Origin of the sequence: Streptococcus parasanguinis, from assembly GCF_047463195.1 — a bacterium.
Lineage (GTDB): Bacteria > Bacillota > Bacilli > Lactobacillales > Streptococcaceae > Streptococcus > Streptococcus parasanguinis_R.
The window spans coordinates 1-16,744 of sequence record NZ_JASHEI010000005.1 but is presented as its reverse complement, the minus strand read 5'-3'; the positions used below and the strand labels follow the sequence as shown (position 1 = coordinate 16,744).

The 16,744-nt window shown below is 42.2% G+C and carries 17 protein-coding genes; 4 read left to right on the top strand and 13 right to left on the bottom strand.

Annotated elements, in window-relative coordinates; translation table 11 throughout:
* Positions 1-82: 82 nt before the first annotated feature.
* Together QM870_RS05430 and QM870_RS05425 are read right to left on the bottom strand one after the other, a co-directional pair.
* Entirely contained in the window at positions 83-283 is a 201-nt protein-coding gene (locus QM870_RS05430; protein ID WP_021154358.1) for a hypothetical protein, read from the bottom strand.
* A 17-nt stretch (positions 284-300) separates the two neighbouring features.
* Positions 301-1,311: a uroporphyrinogen decarboxylase family protein gene (locus QM870_RS05425; protein WP_414368928.1), complete on the bottom strand. Its 1,011-nt coding sequence runs from the start codon at positions 1,309-1,311 to the stop codon at positions 301-303.
* A 427-nt stretch (positions 1,312-1,738) separates the two neighbouring features.
* On the opposite strand from QM870_RS05425, the gene QM870_RS05420 reads away from it, so the two are divergent.
* Complete coding sequence (locus tag QM870_RS05420; RefSeq protein WP_031574953.1) at positions 1,739-2,596, top strand: 5'-nucleotidase, lipoprotein e(P4) family; 858 nt, start codon at positions 1,739-1,741, stop codon at positions 2,594-2,596.
* Between the two features lie 58 nt (positions 2,597-2,654).
* Here QM870_RS05420 and glmS read toward each other — a convergent pair whose 3' ends face one another.
* The 8 genes from glmS to QM870_RS05380 all read right to left on the bottom strand — a co-directional run bounded on the left by glmS (position 2,655) and on the right by QM870_RS05380 (position 11,423).
* Complete coding sequence (glmS, locus tag QM870_RS05415) at positions 2,655-4,463, bottom strand: glutamine--fructose-6-phosphate transaminase (isomerizing) (RefSeq protein WP_070660972.1); 1,809 nt, start codon at positions 4,461-4,463, stop codon at positions 2,655-2,657.
* Between the two features lie 231 nt (positions 4,464-4,694).
* Complete coding sequence (locus QM870_RS05410) at positions 4,695-6,080, bottom strand: glycoside hydrolase family 1 protein (protein ID WP_070660975.1); 1,386 nt, start codon at positions 6,078-6,080, stop codon at positions 4,695-4,697.
* Between the two features lie 134 nt (positions 6,081-6,214).
* Complete coding sequence (locus QM870_RS05405; RefSeq protein WP_414368925.1) at positions 6,215-6,910, bottom strand: gamma-glutamyl-gamma-aminobutyrate hydrolase family protein; 696 nt, start codon at positions 6,908-6,910, stop codon at positions 6,215-6,217.
* A 336-nt stretch (positions 6,911-7,246) separates the two neighbouring features.
* Complete coding sequence (locus tag QM870_RS05400; RefSeq protein WP_024056208.1) at positions 7,247-7,870, bottom strand: endonuclease III domain-containing protein; 624 nt, start codon at positions 7,868-7,870, stop codon at positions 7,247-7,249.
* A complete protein-coding gene (locus QM870_RS05395) occupies positions 7,867-9,387 on the bottom strand; it encodes an ABC transporter permease/substrate-binding protein (protein ID WP_223345473.1) in 1,521 nt (506 codons plus the stop codon). The genes QM870_RS05400 and QM870_RS05395 overlap by 4 nt, the downstream gene beginning before the upstream one ends.
* Positions 9,380-10,108, bottom strand: coding sequence for an ATP-binding cassette domain-containing protein (locus tag QM870_RS05390; protein WP_414368923.1), 729 nt, complete (start codon positions 10,106-10,108; stop codon positions 9,380-9,382). The genes QM870_RS05395 and QM870_RS05390 overlap by 8 nt, the downstream gene beginning before the upstream one ends.
* Entirely contained in the window at positions 10,101-10,955 is an 855-nt protein-coding gene (locus tag QM870_RS05385; RefSeq protein WP_414368921.1) for an SDR family oxidoreductase, read from the bottom strand. The genes QM870_RS05390 and QM870_RS05385 overlap by 8 nt, the downstream gene beginning before the upstream one ends.
* Before the next feature lie 18 nt (positions 10,956-10,973).
* Complete coding sequence (locus QM870_RS05380; RefSeq protein ID WP_061591279.1) at positions 10,974-11,423, bottom strand: MarR family winged helix-turn-helix transcriptional regulator; 450 nt, start codon at positions 11,421-11,423, stop codon at positions 10,974-10,976.
* Positions 11,424-11,679: 256 nt separating this feature from the next.
* Between QM870_RS05380 and cbiM the strand changes: the two genes are divergently transcribed.
* The 3 genes from cbiM to QM870_RS05365 are packed head-to-tail and all read left to right on the top strand — an operon-like array spanning position 11,680 to position 14,182.
* Positions 11,680-12,663, top strand: coding sequence for a cobalt transporter CbiM (gene cbiM / locus QM870_RS05375; RefSeq protein WP_061591278.1), 984 nt, complete (start codon positions 11,680-11,682; stop codon positions 12,661-12,663).
* A complete protein-coding gene (locus QM870_RS05370; protein WP_061591277.1) occupies positions 12,656-13,444 on the top strand; it encodes an energy-coupling factor transporter transmembrane component T in 789 nt (262 codons plus the stop codon). Before cbiM ends, QM870_RS05370 begins: the two co-directional genes overlap by 8 nt.
* Before the next feature lie 12 nt (positions 13,445-13,456).
* Positions 13,457-14,182: an energy-coupling factor ABC transporter ATP-binding protein gene (locus tag QM870_RS05365; protein ID WP_049474416.1), complete on the top strand. Its 726-nt coding sequence runs from the start codon at positions 13,457-13,459 to the stop codon at positions 14,180-14,182.
* Positions 14,183-14,236: 54 nt separating this feature from the next.
* Here QM870_RS05365 and QM870_RS05360 read toward each other — a convergent pair whose 3' ends face one another.
* The 3 genes from QM870_RS05360 to QM870_RS05350 all read right to left on the bottom strand — a co-directional run bounded on the left by QM870_RS05360 (position 14,237) and on the right by QM870_RS05350 (position 16,538).
* Positions 14,237-14,650: a YjdF family protein gene (locus QM870_RS05360; RefSeq protein WP_061591276.1), complete on the bottom strand. Its 414-nt coding sequence runs from the start codon at positions 14,648-14,650 to the stop codon at positions 14,237-14,239.
* A 141-nt stretch (positions 14,651-14,791) separates the two neighbouring features.
* Positions 14,792-16,024, bottom strand: coding sequence for an acyl-CoA thioesterase/BAAT N-terminal domain-containing protein (locus QM870_RS05355; protein ID WP_414368917.1), 1,233 nt, complete (start codon positions 16,022-16,024; stop codon positions 14,792-14,794).
* A gap of 58 nt (positions 16,025-16,082) precedes the next feature.
* The gene (locus QM870_RS05350) at positions 16,083-16,538 is read right to left on the bottom strand and encodes a MarR family winged helix-turn-helix transcriptional regulator (protein ID WP_070594755.1); all 456 of its coding nucleotides are present in this window, start codon (positions 16,536-16,538) and stop codon (positions 16,083-16,085) included.
* Positions 16,539-16,744: the final 206 nt, after the last annotated feature.

The window sequence follows — 16,744 nt, the reverse complement described above, 5'->3', positions numbered from 1 at the left end:
ATCTTTTCTTGTTTGTTATCTTATCACTTCGATAATTGTTTGACTAATATATATTTTTTATCAAGCTCTTCATCTTTTTTTATCACTGATCTTCAAGGAGTAGAATTCCTGCTAGGTCAGATGGGCGGATGAGGGAGAAACTATGAGCTGGAATCTTCTCCAGTCTTGCCATATCTGGATCTTTTTTTGCTTTCCCCTGACTGCTTGCTAGAGCTACTTTACTGAGCCCTAGAAGCAAAAACAAAACGGTTACCAGGATACACCATACATTGATCTTTTTCATCTCCCTCTCCTTTCTTCTTACAATACAGCTGCTTGACGCACCCAATCTAAGCGTTCCAATTGGAAATCATCTGGCACGGTACAGTCTGCCCCAAGGATCAAACCACGACTTCCGGCTTCTGCCACCAAGCGACGCGTTTCTTGCTCAATACCTTCTCGTTCCCCTTGGTAGAGCAAACCTTTCTTGCCGTTGACAAAGCCACCCAAAACGGCACGATCGCCGAAAAGTTTACGACCTGCGGCTAGGCTCAGGCCTTCATGATGGGTCGCCCAGTTAATGACTTGAGCTGGATAACCCTTGAAGAGCTCCACTTCATTGCTGGCCCCTTCAAAACCACAGATATGAAGGATATTGATACCTCCAGCTTCATTGGCAGCTTCTAGGACAGCGATGTTACTAGGTTCAATGATCTTACGGTATTCTTCCTGGGTTACGCGCTCATCTTGGACCTGCTGGGTTGAGAAGTAAATCCCTTCAACACCTGCTTCTTGGATCAAGCGGCGACTAAGAATGGCGATATCTCCTGCGATGACATCAAGGACATGGGCCAAGGTTTCTGGATCTTCCTTGATAAAGTCTGCAATCACTTGGTCTCCACGAGATTGATCCGTACGGAACCAGCGTTTCAAATAAGAAATGGGCGAGAAGATGTTGTAGAAAGAAGCAATCTCTTCATGGAAATGGGATCGAATTTCCTTGACCACTTCAATTTGTTTTTCAATCCAAGGATGATGCTCTCCAATCGGTTGAATATCTTTCAATTCTTGGATTGATGTGATCTCTCTCGAATAAAGAGCACTCGGATAGCGGAAGAAGCCATCGCTCATAATCTTGACAAAATCTGGGGAAATTTCTTCAACATAGTGTTGGTGCCCCTTAATACTTTTTTCAACTACAGACGGATTGTCTAGCCCCAATTCTTTTTCTTCTTGGGTCACATAATGGAGCCAAAATCCTACAGGGATTCGCTCTACTGCTTCGCCTCGAATGGCCCGAAGAACCAACTCTTTTTTACTCATACTGTACATCCTCCTCAATATTTCTCCAACAGAAAGATTGACTACTTCCCTTCTGGAATTTGTAACCATGATATCACCTCGAAAAGTGGCTGACTAATATATTTTCCCTATCAAGGCCTTAAAATTTCTTTATTGAGAAAGGCATCAAAAAAACGCAAGTCCTTGAAAATAGGGACTTGCGAGTATCTTTCTTTATTCTTTCATTTTAGAAGAAAAAGGCTGCTTTGATCTTTTCTTGATCCGGTTATAGCATAAAACTATACCCCTTCTTTTAAGCTGAAAAATGGCATCTATTGAGGTGAAAAAGCCCTTCATATCAACATTTCTTTCTTCCTATTCATTTTACCATTCCCTGGATCCCCTTCTCCTCTTTCTTGTCAGGCAAGATTGAAAGGAGTATAATTTTTGTAGAATAATTTTAAGGAGTGTACGGTTTATGAAAACAACAAAAACCACCTTTACCATCGTTTCTGCTCTTGCTTCTGTCATTTTACTGACGAGTTGTGGAAGCAACACCACTAAAACGCAAGAGACAAAAGCAAGCAGCACTAAAAATCAGGTGACGATGACCTATGATCAACAGCGCTCACAAGAAAATACCATGTCTGTTCTCTGGTACCAAAAGGCAGCAGAAACCAAGGCTTTGTATTTACAAGGCTACAATGTCGCTACTGGCCGTTTGAAAGAGATCCTCCAAACTCCTTCTGATAAGCCTTATTCCATCGTCTTGGATTTGGACGAAACTGTTTTAGACAACAGCCCTTACCAAGTTCAAAACGTCAAAGATGGTACGGCCTTCAATCCTAAAGACTGGGATGTTTGGGTGAAAAAAGCAGCCGCAAAAGCGGTGCCAGGTGCCAAAGATTTTCTTCAATATGCGGATCAAAACGGGGTTCAAATCTACTACATTTCTGACCGTACAACCTCTCAAGTAGATGATACCATCAAGAACCTTGAAAAAGAAGGCATTCCTGTTCAAGGACGTGACCACCTCATGTTCTTAGAAGATGGCGTCAAATCAAAAGAAGGCCGTCGCCAAGCTGTACAAGAAAAGACCAATCTTGTCTTGCTCTTTGGGGACAACCTGGTTGACTTTGCAGACTTCTCTAAGACCTCTGAAGCTGATCGCGACAAGAAATTGGACGAATTGCAAAAAGAATTCGGTGAAAAATTCATCATCTTCCCAAATCCAATGTATGGATCATGGGAATCTGCTGTTTACCAAGGTAAAAAACTAGATGCCAAGGGACAAACAGAAGAACGCCTCAAAGCCTTGCAAGGTTTTGATAAATAAAGCAAACATCCTCGCTAGGAAAAACCTAACGAGGATGTTTTTTTCTATATAGATAATTTTATTCAACTGTTACAGACTTAGCAAGGTTCCGTGGTTTATCAACATCGAGCCCACGATGAAGGGTTGCAAAGTAGGCAATCAATTGGGTTGGTACCACCATTGAGATTGGAGAGAGGTAAGGGTGAACCGCTGTCAAGACCAAATCATCTGTCTCTTTAGCGACATTTTCTTCTGCAATGGTTAAGACATGAGCCCCACGTGCTGCCACTTCTTGGATGTTTCCACGTGTGTGGCTGGCTAGGACTGGATCAGACAAGAGGGCGATAACCGGTGTACCCTCTTCGATCAGAGCGATAGTACCGTGTTTCAACTCACCCGCAGCGAAGCCTTCACATTGGATGTAAGAAATTTCTTTTAGTTTCAGACTGGCTTCCATAGCAACATAGTAATCTTGGCCACGTCCAATATAGAAAGCATTGCGGGTTGTTTCCAACAAGCCACGAACTTTTTCGTCGATCACTTCTTTTTCTGAAAGGGTTGATTCGATCGATTGGGCAACGATAGACAATTCGTGCACCAAATCAAAGGCTTTGGCCTTCTCATTGCCATTGGCTTCCCCAACAGCTTTAGCCAGAAAGGCAAGGGCTGCGATTTGAGACGTATAAGCCTTGGTGGAAGCGACCGCAATTTCAGGACCAGCATGGAGCAACATAGTCATGTCTGCTTCACGTGAAAGAGTAGATCCTGGAACATTGGTCACTGTCAAGCTTGGAATGCCCATTTCATTGGCTTTGACCAATACTTGGCGGCTATCGGCTGTTTCACCAGATTGGCTGATAAAGATGAAGAGTGGTTTCTTGCTGAGAAGTGGCATGCCGTAGCCCCACTCAGAGGAGATACCGAGTTCTACTGGAGTATCCGTCAACTCTTCTAGCATTTTCTTAGAAGCAAATCCAGCATGGTAAGAAGTTCCAGCTGCAAGAATGTAGATGCGGTCTGCTTCTTGAACCGCTTTGATGATAGCTGGCTCTACCACTACTTGACCAGATTCATCTGTATAGGCTTGGATCAACTTACGCATGACAGTTGGTTGCTCATCGATTTCTTTGAGCATGTAGTATGGGTAAGTCCCTTTTCCAATATCAGAAAGGTCAAGTTCAGCCGTGTAGCTTGCCCGTTCTTTGACGTTTCCATCATAGTCTTGTACTTCAACGCTGTCAGCCTTGACAATGACCAACTCTTGGTCATGGATTTCCATGTATTGGTTGGTTTCACGAATCATGGCCATAGCATCAGAGCAAACCATATTGTAACCATCTCCAAGACCGATCAAGAGTGGTGACTTATTTTTCGCTACATAGATGGTGCTTGGATCTTCCGCATCCATCAAAGCAAAAGCATAGGCCCCACGGATGATGTGGAGGGCTTTTTTGAAGGCTTCAAGCGTAGACAAGCCCTCTTCTTCAGCAAATTTTCCGATCAAGTGGGCTGCGATTTCTGTATCTGTTTGCCCCTTGAAATGGTGACCAGCCAGGTATTCTTCCTTGATTTCAAGGTAGTTTTCAATGACGCCATTGTGTACCAAAACAAAACGACCTGTCTCCGAACGGTGTGGGTGAGCATTGTCCTCAGTTGGTTTTCCATGAGTGGCCCAACGGGTATGTCCAATTCCCGCTTCCCCTTCGACACCTTCTGCCTTAGCTGACAATTCTGCAATGCGACCAACTGCCTTTACCAATTGGCTCTTGCCTTCACTAGCCAGAAAAACACCTGCAGAGTCATAACCTCGGTATTCGAGCTTTTCAAGTCCTTGAATCAAAATATCAGTAGCATTTGTATTTCCTACAACACCAACGATTCCGCACATAGTCTTTACGATATAGTCTTGCTATACTTTCCCCTTTACTTAGTCAAACGACCCATGGTCGATTTCTCAGTTACTGTAAATTGGTCTAGTCTAATTTACCAAAAAAGTAACCATTGGAGTCAGTATACAATGCTTTTTCCAGTTTGTCAACTAGGAAATATAAGAAAATTGGTCTAGTTAAGGAAGGGTTAAGAAAAACCTATCAACATCTTGGTTGATAGGTTGCTTTTTCTACTCTTCAAATCCATTCTGCTGGCTCAATTCACGGAACCAATGGCCGGATTTTTTGAGGGTGCGTTTTTGACTTTCGAGATCCAATTCAACCAAGCCATAGCGGTTCTTGTAGCCATTGAGCCAAGACCAGCAGTCAATAAAGGTCCAGATCAAATAGCCTTTACAATTGGCACCATCTTGAATAGCCCGATGGAGCTCACGAAGATGGTCTTTGACAAAGTCAATCCGGTAGTCATCTTGGATCACCCCATTCTCGCGGAATTTTTCCTCGCCTTCGACCCCCATCCCATTTTCTGTCAAAATCCACTCGATATTGCCATAGTTTTCCTTGATATTTTTGGCAATGTCATACAGGCCTTGCTCATAGATTTCCCAACCACGGTGGGGATTAATCTTGCGACCTGGCATGACATAGGGTTCATAAAATTGCTCAAAGAGTAGGGGAGAAGCTGGATTCGGAGCATAACGAGGAGCTGCTACACGGAGTGGTTGGTAATAGTTAACACCTAGATAGTCGACGGTATTTTCCTCCATCAAGCGCAACTCAAAGGGATCATAATCTGGCAAGAGATCACGCTCCCGCAAGATCTCCACTAATTCTTGAGGATAATGGCCAAGAACAGAAGGATCTAAAAAAGATTTGGCTTGGAAGAGCTCGGCGATACGAGCGGCTTTAACATCTTCTGGATGCTGGCTCCGAGGGTAGGCTGGTGTCAGATTGAGCACAATCCCGATCCGGGAATTGGGATCCACCTCGTGACAGGCCTTGACCGCTAGAGAGCTTGCTAACTGGGTGTGGTAGGCTACTTTTACAGCTGTAGCTGCATCTACCTTATGAGGAAAATGGGCATCATAAAAATAACCAAACTCCACAGGTACAATGGGTTCATTAAAGGTGATCCACTGGTCGACCAGATCCCCATAGGTCTTGAAACAAAAACGCGCATATTCTTGATAAGCATAGGCGGTTTCCTTGTTTTCCCAACCATCGCCCTGCTCTTGGAGAGCCATCGGCAAATCAAAATGATAGAGGTTGACCAAGAGGTGAATCCCTTTTTCCTTAATCTTTTCAAAGACACGACGGTAGAAATCGACACCTGCTTGATTGATCTCCCCTCGGCCTTCTGGGAAAATACGGGACCACTGGATAGAGGTTCGAAAGGCGGTGTGCCCAGTTTCTAACAAGAGATCCAGGTCGTCTTCCCAGTGTTCATAAAAAGTGGATGTTTTCTCTGGTCCCTGCCCTTGATAAAAGCGATTGGGTTCGATCCTATACCAGTAATCCCAGAGATTGTCACCTTTTCCATCCTGATCTAGACGCCCTTCTGTCTGTGGACCCGAGGTCGAACTCCCCCATAAAAAATCCTTTGGAAATTGAAACATGTCCTAATCCTCCTCATTCTACTAGCTCTATTGTAACGAATATCCCCCCAAAACCTAGGCACAATTTACAGTCTTTCTTACGCAGATTAAAGAAAAAGCTCCCTTAGAAAAATTCCTAAGAGAGCTGGTCCTCATTATAAGTCATTCACGACATATTCAAAGAGTTTGTGGTCTGCTGGACTCTTGTCAAAACGCAATTCCGGATGCCATTGAACGCCGAGAAAACGACTTTCATCTATGGATTGAACCGCCTCTATGACGTCGTCTTTGGGATCCCGCGCGATTACTTCTAAGCCATCTGCCAAGTCTTTGATACTTTGGTGGTGAAAGGAATTGATGCGACTGGTCTTACCATAGATCTCTTGTAAAACCGTCTGATCCTTGGTCACCAGCTCTTGGCTGGTATACTGACCTGGATTGTCCTGCCAATGATCCTCAATATCTTGATGCAAAGTTCCACCCAATGCAACATTGTAGAGTTGGGTCCCACGACAGACGGTAAAGATAGCTTTTTTAGCCGCACGCGCTTCCTCAATCAAGGCCAACTCAAAAAGATCACGTTTTAAGAGGTAGTCATCGCTATCAATGGTGATTTCTTCTCCATAAAACTTGGGCAAGACATTTTGACCACCAGTAATGATGAGCTTATCAATCATCGATATATAGTCTTTGGCCATGTCCGCATCTCCAATTGGCAAGATCAAGGGAATTCCTCCCGCCTCTTTGACCGCTTCGACAAAACCAGTCGCCGCATAACTCATGTTCGCGTCTGGATCATCTGGGAAGGGTCTTTCATTTCCTGTAATTCCAATCACTGGTCTTTTTTTCATACTTGTTTCCATATACTTTCATTCGTTTTCAAGGCTTATTGTAACACAATTTTAAGCTAGACTCAATGGAGAGTTTTTGAAGAGAAGGTCTCTCCCTCTATAACAAAAGCTTGCTGAAAGCATTTTAGGGGTTAAAAAGGGCAGCCAAAGTGATGATAGAGAGTGTAGAAGTGACTATTCTCTACTGTATTCATCACTTTTTCATATGCATGAGATCGATTTTCTAAATGACTTATTGACCAATTCTATTTTACTAAGGCTATCGAAACCATGCAAAAAGCAACGGCAAATCCGTTGCTTTTGTGGAGTCAGGGAACGACTGTCCCGGGCTCTTTTTTATCGTAACCAACTTTCGTCTAACTGGCCTTTACTTTTGCGAAAAGCTTTCCCATGTTCATCAATGACAGCATGGATCTCCTGGCATTGTTTGAGAGCGAGCCCTTCCAAGACGTTACCATAAACAGCATGCATGTCATTATAGGTATCATAGTTTCCAAATCCTAAGCGTCGAAAAAGTCTTCTCGCATATTCATCCGAAATAAAAACTGGACGATCAAAAAGATAAAGTAAAAGTGCATCTGCAGTCTCTGGTCCAATCCCTTTTAACTCCAACAGTTGCTTCCGTAAATCTTCTGTTCCAATCTTGGACAGAACCTCAAAACCACCAACTTCTCTTAACCATATCAGAAGTCCCCTAATCGTTTGAGATTTTTGCTTAAAAAATCCGGCAGGCCGAATACGTTCCTGTAACTCTTCTAGCGGTAAAGCCAGGATCCCCTCTACTGTCATGACATCCATCAAACCAGCTAAAGCCAACTTAGCATTCTTCTCTGTTGTCCGTTGGATCAAAATAGTCGATACCAGATCTTCCAGTTTGTTCTCCGATTGCCACCAATTTTGTTCTCCATAGTGCTCACAGAGTCGCAAAAGAGTCTCTTGTATTTCCTCTTGCTGCATCATTTCTTCAATAATCCCTGTTTGACCAAAAAGTCACGCGCTACTTTGGCAGCAGGTTTTCCTTCTACTCCCACTTGGTAGTTCATTTGACTCATTTGGCTCTCTGTGATTTTACCAGATAACTTATTAAGAATACCTTCCAATTCTGGATGTTTCTTAAGAAGAGCTTCTTTCATGAGGGGTGCTCCTTGGTAAGGTGGGAAGAGGTGTTGGTCATCCTCTAGAACAACTAGATCATATTGAGCAATTTCTGGGTCTGTTGAATAGGCATCTGTTATTTGGATATTGCCTTGTTGGATTGCCTCATAGCGAAGGGCCGGCTCCATGGTAGCTACATTAAAATTTAGTCCATAAACTGATTGAAGCCCTTTGTTTCCGTCCTCACGGTCGTTAAATTCCAACGTGAAACCAGCTTTAAGCTTGTCCTGAACTTTCTTGAGATCAGAAATCGTCTTCAGATTATACTCTTTTGCAATCTTTTTCGGAACAGCAATCGCATAGGTGTTTTGATAAGCCATGGGTTTGAGCAAGACGAGATTGTCTTGTTTCCTTATACCATCACGCGCAACCTCGAAAACTTCTTTGGAGTCGTTGCTGACTTTAGGAGCTGGTTGCAAGAGAGAGCTTGTAATGGTCCCTGTAAATTCTGGATAGATATCGATATCACCCTTTTTAAGCGCTTGATAAAGGAAATCTGTCTTCCCAAAGTTAGGCTTAACCGTCACTGTCATGTCACTATTTTCCTCAATGAGAAGTTTGTACATATTCATGAGAATTTCAGGCTCAGGCCCCAATTTCCCAGCTATAACTAGATTTTCTTTTTCTTTCTGAGGAATCATGCTTGGAGCATAACTCGCTCCCAAACCAAGGAGCATTACCGCAAAAGCAGCAACAATCGTACGCAACTTTGCCTTTTCCAACCATTTGAGAATAACATTAAATAGAATGGCCAAAATGGCTGATGAGATTGCGCCGATTAAAATGAGACTAGCATTCCGACGATCAATCCCCAAAAGGATAAAGGAACCCAATCCTCCAGCTCCAACAAGAGCGGCTAAAGTCGCTGTCCCAATGATCATAACGGTTGCTGTACGAACCCCCGATACAATGACAGGCATGGCCAGTGGAATTTCAAACTTCTTGAGTCGCTCCCACTTGGTCATTCCAAAAGCAATCCCTGCCTCCTCAAGACTAGGATCAATGCCGTTCAAGGCTGTAATTGTATTTTCCAAAATCGGGAAAATAGCATAAATGACTAGAGCTGTAAGGGCCGGTAAGGTTCCAATCCCCATGAAAGGAATAAAGAGACCCAACAAAGCCATTGAGGGAATGGTCTGGAAGATACCCGCAACTTGTAACACCCAGTTCGCTGCTTTTTTATGGCTATTTAGATAAACTGCCAGCGGAATCGTCAGAAAAATAGCGACCAATAAGGTCAAGAGAGACAATTGTAAGTGTTGTCCAAGGGCTGTAAGCCAGTCCCCAAAACGTTCTTGAAAAGTTGTAAGTAGTTTAGACATGGTGAGCACCTCCAAACAAATCTGCGACAAAGTCTGTCGCAGGCGCTTGTAAAATTGTTTCAGGGTCTGCCACCTGACGAATTTCTCCATCCTGCAACACTGCAATTCGATCCCCTAATTTTGAGGCCTCATCCGTATCATGGGTTACGAAGATGGTCGTCATGCCGAATTCTTTATGTAAATCTTTTGTAAGAGCCTGCAACTGCTTGCGAGAGATGGCATCCAAGGCTGAAAAAGGTTCGTCCATCAATAGAATTTTTGGTTCTCCAATGATAGCGCGCACAATACCAATCCGCTGTTGCTCCCCACCAGATAATTCACTAGGCATGCGATTTGCATACTCTGCAGCAGGGAGACCCACCTTATCCAAGAGTTCTTCTGTCTTAGAAGTGATTTGTTCTTTAGTCCAGCCCTTCATCTCAGGAATCAATGCTATATTTTCAGCAACGGTCAAGTTAGGAAATAGGGCAATGGCTTGAAGGACATAGCCGGTACTGAGACGTAACTCCCGTTCGTCATATTCTTTGATGCGTTTCCCATCCATATAGATATTGCCATCCGTCGGCTCCAAGAGACGGTTCACCATCTTGATCATGGTGGTCTTTCCAGATCCTGAAGGTCCCACAAGAACCATAAATTCTCCATTTTCAATGCGGAGATTGACATCTTTCAAAATGTCCTTTTCCGTGTAGCGCAAGGCTACATGTTTGTATTCAATCATATTTTTCCTCAATAAGTTTTCTGTCTCTAAGAATATCCAATAAGCTACTTGCTGGATACCCTAGGACTTTTTCGACATCTGTTGAAACCCCAGCTTGTTCTCCAGCTTTAATCGCTGTATAGGTACTGACCCAGGCATCATACTCCCAAGTTTGTGCTGGCCATTTTTTCCGTGACTCATAGGCTTCTTCTACTGATTCATCTACATACGCGATGGTTTTACCGCTCTCTTTTGAGAGAAGCGCTACGATTTCTTCCATGGAAAGATCCTCTGGCCCTGTCAAATTCAAGGTTTGATTTTCCCATTTCTTAGCATGTAAAAGAATCTCTGCTGCAACACTAGATGTGTCCTTACGGGCAACAGCTGACACAAGACCATTGCCTGCCGGACCACGAATCTCTCCATTTTCAAGCGCCATATCAATCAGGAAGTCCAAGTAAAAATTATCTCTCAAAAAAGTGTAGGTGAACCCTAACTCCTTGATATAGGCTTCCGTCTGGGCATGATCTCGAGACAAGGTGAAAGTTGCCTTCTCATCTGCCCCATAAAAGGAGGTATAGACGATATGCTCTACCCCTGCTAGCTTTGCAGCATCTAAAAAGTCCTTGTGTTCCTTGACACGCTCTGGATTTTCCCGAGCAGAAACCATCAACAAGATATCAATACCCTTTAAGGCCTCAACCACCTCTGGTGTATTGGCATACACTATTTTACGAATTTCCGCTGACGCATAGATTTTTGCACGCTCTGGGCTTCGTGCTAGATGAACTGGAGCGATTCCTTTCTTATCTACAAGATTAGCCACATAAGAACCTAATTTCCCTGTTACCCCTGTAATACCAATCATAACTGTTACTTCCTTTCCCTAGATGTCATTCTCTTTAGCTTTTAGATTTGTGATAATCCGCTCTTGATAGGCCTCAAATTCTCGGATTTCTTGATCCGAAAATCCTTGATAGAAAATCTCTCCCAGTTCTTTGCTGACACGGTCTCCGATTTCCTTTTGTGCCCAACCGAGGTCTGTCAAAGAAATATATTTTTTCCTTTTATCCTGCGTACAAGGTTGAATCGTAACCAAGCCTTGTTCTTCCAATTTTTTAACCATGCTGGTCAAGGTGTTATTAGCTAATCCAGTCGCAAGAGCGATATCGGTCGCAGTAGCGCACCCCAACTCTTGCTTCCACAAAATCGTTAAAATTTTCCCCTGTTCACTTCGGTATTGGGCATCTGGTTCCTTGCTCAGCAGTTTTTGAAAGATACGCCCATTTAACAAGCGTATTTGTAAAGCTTGGTAGCCCCCTTGCATCTTGTCCATTTCGTCTCCTTTTTATTTCTATATCGAAATATCACAGCCATTGTATCACTGTTCGTTACATCTGTCAACTGCTTCGATATGGAACCAATAATTTTATCTAAATTCACCTTAAAAAGCCTTTCTATCCCTTCAAACTAGTTTTTTCTCCCTCTTTCTAGCAAGTGTAACAAATGTTGGACTCGTTTTGCAACGACACCTGATTTTATAATGTGGTAATCTGTTAACGAAATTAAATCATACTAATGGAGAATTTGTTATGCATATACCAGATAATTACCTTAGTCCTGCAAGTTGTGCAGTTTTAGCGGTTGCTGCTGCTCCTGTTATTGTCTTGTCTGTCAAAAAAGTCAAGGTCCAATTAAAAGAAAACAAAGAGCTAGCTCCGATGCTTGGGATCGCTGCTTCTTTGTCCTTCTTATTGATGATGTTTAATGTTCCTGTTCCTGGTGGAACGACCGCTCACGCTGTCGGAGGAACCCTTCTTGCCATTCTCATAGGTCCCTATGCGGCTTCTCTAGCGCTGACGGTCGCCTTACTCCTACAGGCCTTCTTATTTGGAGATGGAGGCATTCTCGCTCTTGGGGCCAATATTTTCAACATGGCCATTGTGATGCCTTTTGTTGGCTATGCTATTTATAACTTGTTCCGCAAGCACCATCAGGAAACGCTTGGCGTTATTATCGGTTCTTTCCTTTCGATCAATGCTGCTGCCTTCTTAGCTGGTGTTGAATTGGGCTTGCAACCCCTCATCGCGTCAGAAGCTGGTCAGCCACTCTATAATCCTTATGGATTGAGTATCACGGTGCCTGCTATGTTGGGTGCTCACCTCCTTGTCGCAGGTTGGGTCGAAGTCTTCTTCACCGTTGTGATTTACCGTTTTGTCAAACAAGTCGCTCCTACAGAGTTGTACACACCAAGTACAGTCAATACAACTTCATTTGTTAAAAAAATTCGCTGGGTACTCCTTGCTTTGATCATCCTCAGCCCACTTGGACTTCTCGCAGATGGGACAGCCTTTGGTGAATGGTCTACTGAAGAATTGGGTAGCCTGCTTCATGGCAAAGTCCCAACAGGGATCAAAAATGGATTCTCTTTTGAAGCCTTGTTCAATGATTACACCATTCCTGGAACAAAAATTGCGATTGGCTATATTCTATCAGCCATTACAGCTGTTCTCATTTTCTATATCATCAGTAAAATCATTCGATCAATGAACGGAGAAAAGACTTCTCATGCGTAAACTCCCTGACTGGCTTCATCAAGAGCAAGCGATTCTTGAAGCATCCAAAAGCCATCACTATTTACAAATGAATCTTCAAACATTGCGCCACTTTCTTGGCAAAATGAAACAAACGACGCCCGCATTCAAGGCCAAAACTTCGTCTTGGATGCGGCTCGTTTCCTTCTTAATTTTAGCCATTCTCATTACGACTGCCCACCATCCCATCCAACTGTGGTTGATCGGCATCCTTTTGTTAATGCACATTGCCATGCTTCCTGGAGAGGTCCTACTCCACCTCTTTAAGGTCCTGTTCAAGGTGCTGTTGATTTCCACAATTGTGATTTTGCCTAGCATCTTATTTCAAGGATTTCAAAATGGAGGGCTTTTTTTGCTACGTGCAGGGATGATTGTCCTCAATATTTCTCTCTTTTTAGCCACTACCACAAGCATCCAACTGGTTGAGGCCCTAAGGCAGCTACATGTCCCCAAGACCTTTGTCCAGACCATTGATATTACGCTGAAATATAGTTATATTTTGGGAAAACACCTTCACCAACAAATTGAGTGCGTCCAACTCCGGACCGTTGGTCAAAAAGTGAACCTCCATCTCTTTGGCTCTCTTCTGGGTCTCTTGTATCTATCAACGAAGAACCATACCAAAGAGGTCTACGAGGCCATGTTACTGAGAGGATATGGTATGGATACAAAGCGCAAAGAAGCCTTCCACTGGAAGAAGGAAGACGTCTTTTTCCTATTGGAATTGGCGGTTCTCACGACCTTCACGACCTTACTTGGCTAGAAAGGAAGCCCTATGATTACCATTCAGGATGGAAATTACCACTATACCGAAGAAACTGGTGTCCACGATATTCAACTCCAGATTCAAAAAGGGGAAACCGTGGGCTTGATGGGCCCAAACGGAGCTGGAAAATCGACCCTCTTTAAAATTCTGGTTGGGCTCTTGCCCCTCTCGTCTGGTCAGTACCACTTCAAGGATTGGACCATTGACAAAGACTTCTTGAAAGATCCCCATCGTGCTGGGCAACTCTTCCAGCAGGTTGGACTCATTTTTCAAAACAGCGATACCCAATTGTTCAATACAAGCGTCTATGATGAACTGGCTTTTGGCCCACGTCAATTAGGCTTAGACGAGTCCGAAGTCGAACAACGCGTTAAGGATACGCTCGGTCTTCTAGAGATTGAACACCTAAGAGATCGCATTCCCTACCATCTTTCTGGTGGCGAAAAGAAGCTAGTCGCTATCGCCAGTGTACTCACCATGAATCCTAGTCTCTTGCTCTTTGACGAGCCCTTTAACGGCCTCTCCCCCAAATACCAGAAGCTGATTGTCGCCTTGTTGCAAGAACTCAAAACAGCAGGAAAAACGATTGTTATTTCCTCCCACCATTTCGAGCAAATCGCTCCGATTGTGGAACGGGTTCTGCTCTTTTCTGAAGAGCACACTATTACAGGAAGCTACAATCGAGCTGATTGGGAAAATCATCCAGATATTCAACAATCGTTTTCAACATGTTAAAAAGCCTCGGTAAGGTTCTTCCTACCGAAGCTTTTTTGATGAGAGAGATAAGGGTTAATGTCCTTTACGCTTCTCCCTTCGTTTTTGCTGTTTGCGTTCAAATTTCTCTTGTTTGAGCAATTGCTTTTGGACACTAGATTGATGTTTTGAAATCTTTTTCCTTTCCTCATACTGCAACTGCAATAGTTCTTTCGACTTGGAAGAAATTTTCTTCTTTACTTGTTTCTTCACAGCTCGCTGTAATCGTTTAGGATTCTTGATTTTTACATGTTGCTTAACTGTAGCTTCTGGACTAAAAGATAAATGAGTAAACTGAGTCTGTAAGATCTCTAAAATTTCATCATCTTTTGGCTCCTGACCAAATGTCACACGACAAACTTGATAAGTTTCTCGATACACTTGTTCGAACAAACCATGCCAAAATCCATCTTCAAAATAAACTGTCAATCCAATTGAAATTGTTTCCACGACAGCACCTCCTTAAATCTATCCCTAAGAATGGACAACCAAGGAGGAAGGTTACTGATAGGCTTGCCTACGTCTGGACTACCAACCAGAACTGTGTTTTTATCTTAGTTGGGACTATTATAGCATATTTATAATCTTATGTTATTGCTTCTTCAAATGCCTATCAAAAAAATGAATCGTAGCCAACCAAGAATCCTCACTCTCTTTCATCAATAAACGCCAATCTTTTCGATAGCGATGATTGGGTTGATAAGCCACTGTCAACATGTGACCTATTTCATGGTATTTTTTAAATGTAATGTGGTGGCCTTTATAATGTGAGACAATATTGGCTATTGCTGACGAGGCATCCCATATTTCATCAACAGTACTTCCGAGCAATAAGATTGGTGAATGCATTTGACCAATATCTATCCTAGCAGAGCAATCTTTGGGGAAGGTTTTTCTAAAAAATTTACTGAATAGATAATCTCCAAGTCGAAACTTTTGATAGGGAAGTTCCTTTTGCAAATGCGTCCAAGAAGAAGTATGAGAGTTCCATTTCCCTTTTATCCCTTCATATACCACATCAGAGGGTGAATTTAGTACCAAACATTGAACGTCATTAAAAAGGCTCTCCTCAGCTAAAACGAATTCTGCTCCCTTAGACCGTCCATAGATTCCAATTTTTTCACTATCTACTTGGGGATGCTGACGTAGATAATCCTTTGCTTCCACAAGGCACTCTAAAGGAATACGTTCCAAATGTTTTGGTAACCCCTCTAAACCAAAGTAGGCAACTGCTAGGCAAATATAACCTCTAGAAGATAAAAGCTGAGCTATATTCTGTGCCTTTTCAATCCGTCCTTCACTACCGCTCACAATAATCAATGCTGGTGTTTTTATTGCCTTTTTATCATAGAAGAGTCTCCCTTGAAAATATTTCCCGTAAATATCTTGATGACTAATTTGCGAACTCATGTAATGTCTTGTGAAAGTTCTCTCTGCAATGATAGTATTTTCTTGCATAATTTTGATATCCACAAAAAAATGATCTAATAAGGGAATTTCAGAAAGAGAGTTTGGAAGTTTCTTTCTCTCATTGGTCAAGGGCTTAGCATTAAAAAATAGTCCCATTGTTGAAATGCCTTCATAAGAGCCAGAACAAGATGGAGTTTGTGAAATATCAATAATACCATACTTATCTGATACAAAAGTCCCTATTGATCTCCATAAAACATCATGAGCTAAAAGCATGGGAGCATTGATACAATAATAATCAGTTAGGTACATCTCGACTCGATATGTTTCTCTTGGTTTTAAGCCATTGATGACAATATTAAAAGATTCGTCTGCTAACTCAGACTCTGAGATAAGTTCAATTTGTATATTCATATCTTCCTCTTTTTTTGTTAATGTGATTAACAATGTAGTTTTAAAATTACCGTGATTTTTACCACGGTAATTCTCGCCATACCTGTTCAACATCATCCATCAGTTTCATAACCATTTGAAGGTCCTCATCACTATAGTTTCTTAAAACTGAAAAAATGGCTTTTTCAATATGTTCTTGCTGCTCTTTATGGATGTTAAAAACTTCAACCCCTTTTTTGGATAATATCAGATATTTATTTTTTTCATTATCCTGTGCAAATTCAAAAGCAACGAGGTCTTTCTTGGTTAAACGTCTAACACTCTGAGTAATAGCGCTCCTTGATACTTCAAGTAACTCAGATAATTTCACTAGATTCACAGGCTGATTCCGACCTATTAGATCAATCAAATGGACTTCATTAATAGTGATTGATTTATCAATACTATTCCTGTGCTGATCCTTTTTCAACCGTTCAAAGGCTAAAACAAAGCTGTTAAAACGATTATTAAACTTATGCAGTTCTTTCTTATTCATAGTTTCCTTCTTTTTGTTAATGATATTAACAAAATATCGTTTTCTTGTCAAGAAGAGTCAAAAATCCTCCAGAGCTGAACTGAACTGCACCCCAAAAGTTAGACAGAAAAAAATCTAACTTTTGGGGTGTTTTTATTATGAAATTAACTTATGAAGATAAAGTTCAGATCTATGAACATAAAAAACAAGGGCGAAGCTTCAAAGAG

Coding starts and splice junctions, on each gene's coding strand:
- QM870_RS05430 (WP_021154358.1), bottom strand. CDS start 283: ATGAAAAAGATCAATGTATGGTGTATCCTGGTAACCGTTTTGTTTTTG.
- QM870_RS05425 (WP_414368928.1), bottom strand. CDS start 1,311: ATGTACAGTATGAGTAAAAAAGAGTTGGTTCTTCGGGCCATTCGAGGC.
- QM870_RS05420 (WP_031574953.1), top strand. CDS start 1,739: ATGAAAACAACAAAAACCACCTTTACCATCGTTTCTGCTCTTGCTTCT.
- glmS (WP_070660972.1), bottom strand. CDS start 4,463: ATGTGCGGAATCGTTGGTGTTGTAGGAAATACAAATGCTACTGATATT.
- QM870_RS05410 (WP_070660975.1), bottom strand. CDS start 6,080: ATGTTTCAATTTCCAAAGGATTTTTTATGGGGGAGTTCGACCTCGGGT.
- QM870_RS05405 (WP_414368925.1), bottom strand. CDS start 6,910: ATGAAAAAAAGACCAGTGATTGGAATTACAGGAAATGAAAGACCCTTC.
- QM870_RS05400 (WP_024056208.1), bottom strand. CDS start 7,870: ATGATGCAGCAAGAGGAAATACAAGAGACTCTTTTGCGACTCTGTGAG.
- QM870_RS05395 (WP_223345473.1), bottom strand. CDS start 9,387: ATGTCTAAACTACTTACAACTTTTCAAGAACGTTTTGGGGACTGGCTT.
- QM870_RS05390 (WP_414368923.1), bottom strand. CDS start 10,108: ATGATTGAATACAAACATGTAGCCTTGCGCTACACGGAAAAGGACATT.
- QM870_RS05385 (WP_414368921.1), bottom strand. CDS start 10,955: ATGATTGGTATTACAGGGGTAACAGGGAAATTAGGTTCTTATGTGGCT.
- QM870_RS05380 (WP_061591279.1), bottom strand. CDS start 11,423: ATGGACAAGATGCAAGGGGGCTACCAAGCTTTACAAATACGCTTGTTA.
- cbiM (WP_061591278.1), top strand. CDS start 11,680: ATGCATATACCAGATAATTACCTTAGTCCTGCAAGTTGTGCAGTTTTA.
- QM870_RS05370 (WP_061591277.1), top strand. CDS start 12,656: ATGCGTAAACTCCCTGACTGGCTTCATCAAGAGCAAGCGATTCTTGAA.
- QM870_RS05365 (WP_049474416.1), top strand. CDS start 13,457: ATGATTACCATTCAGGATGGAAATTACCACTATACCGAAGAAACTGGT.
- QM870_RS05355 (WP_414368917.1), bottom strand. CDS start 16,024: ATGAATATACAAATTGAACTTATCTCAGAGTCTGAGTTAGCAGACGAA.
- QM870_RS05350 (WP_070594755.1), bottom strand. CDS start 16,538: ATGAATAAGAAAGAACTGCATAAGTTTAATAATCGTTTTAACAGCTTT.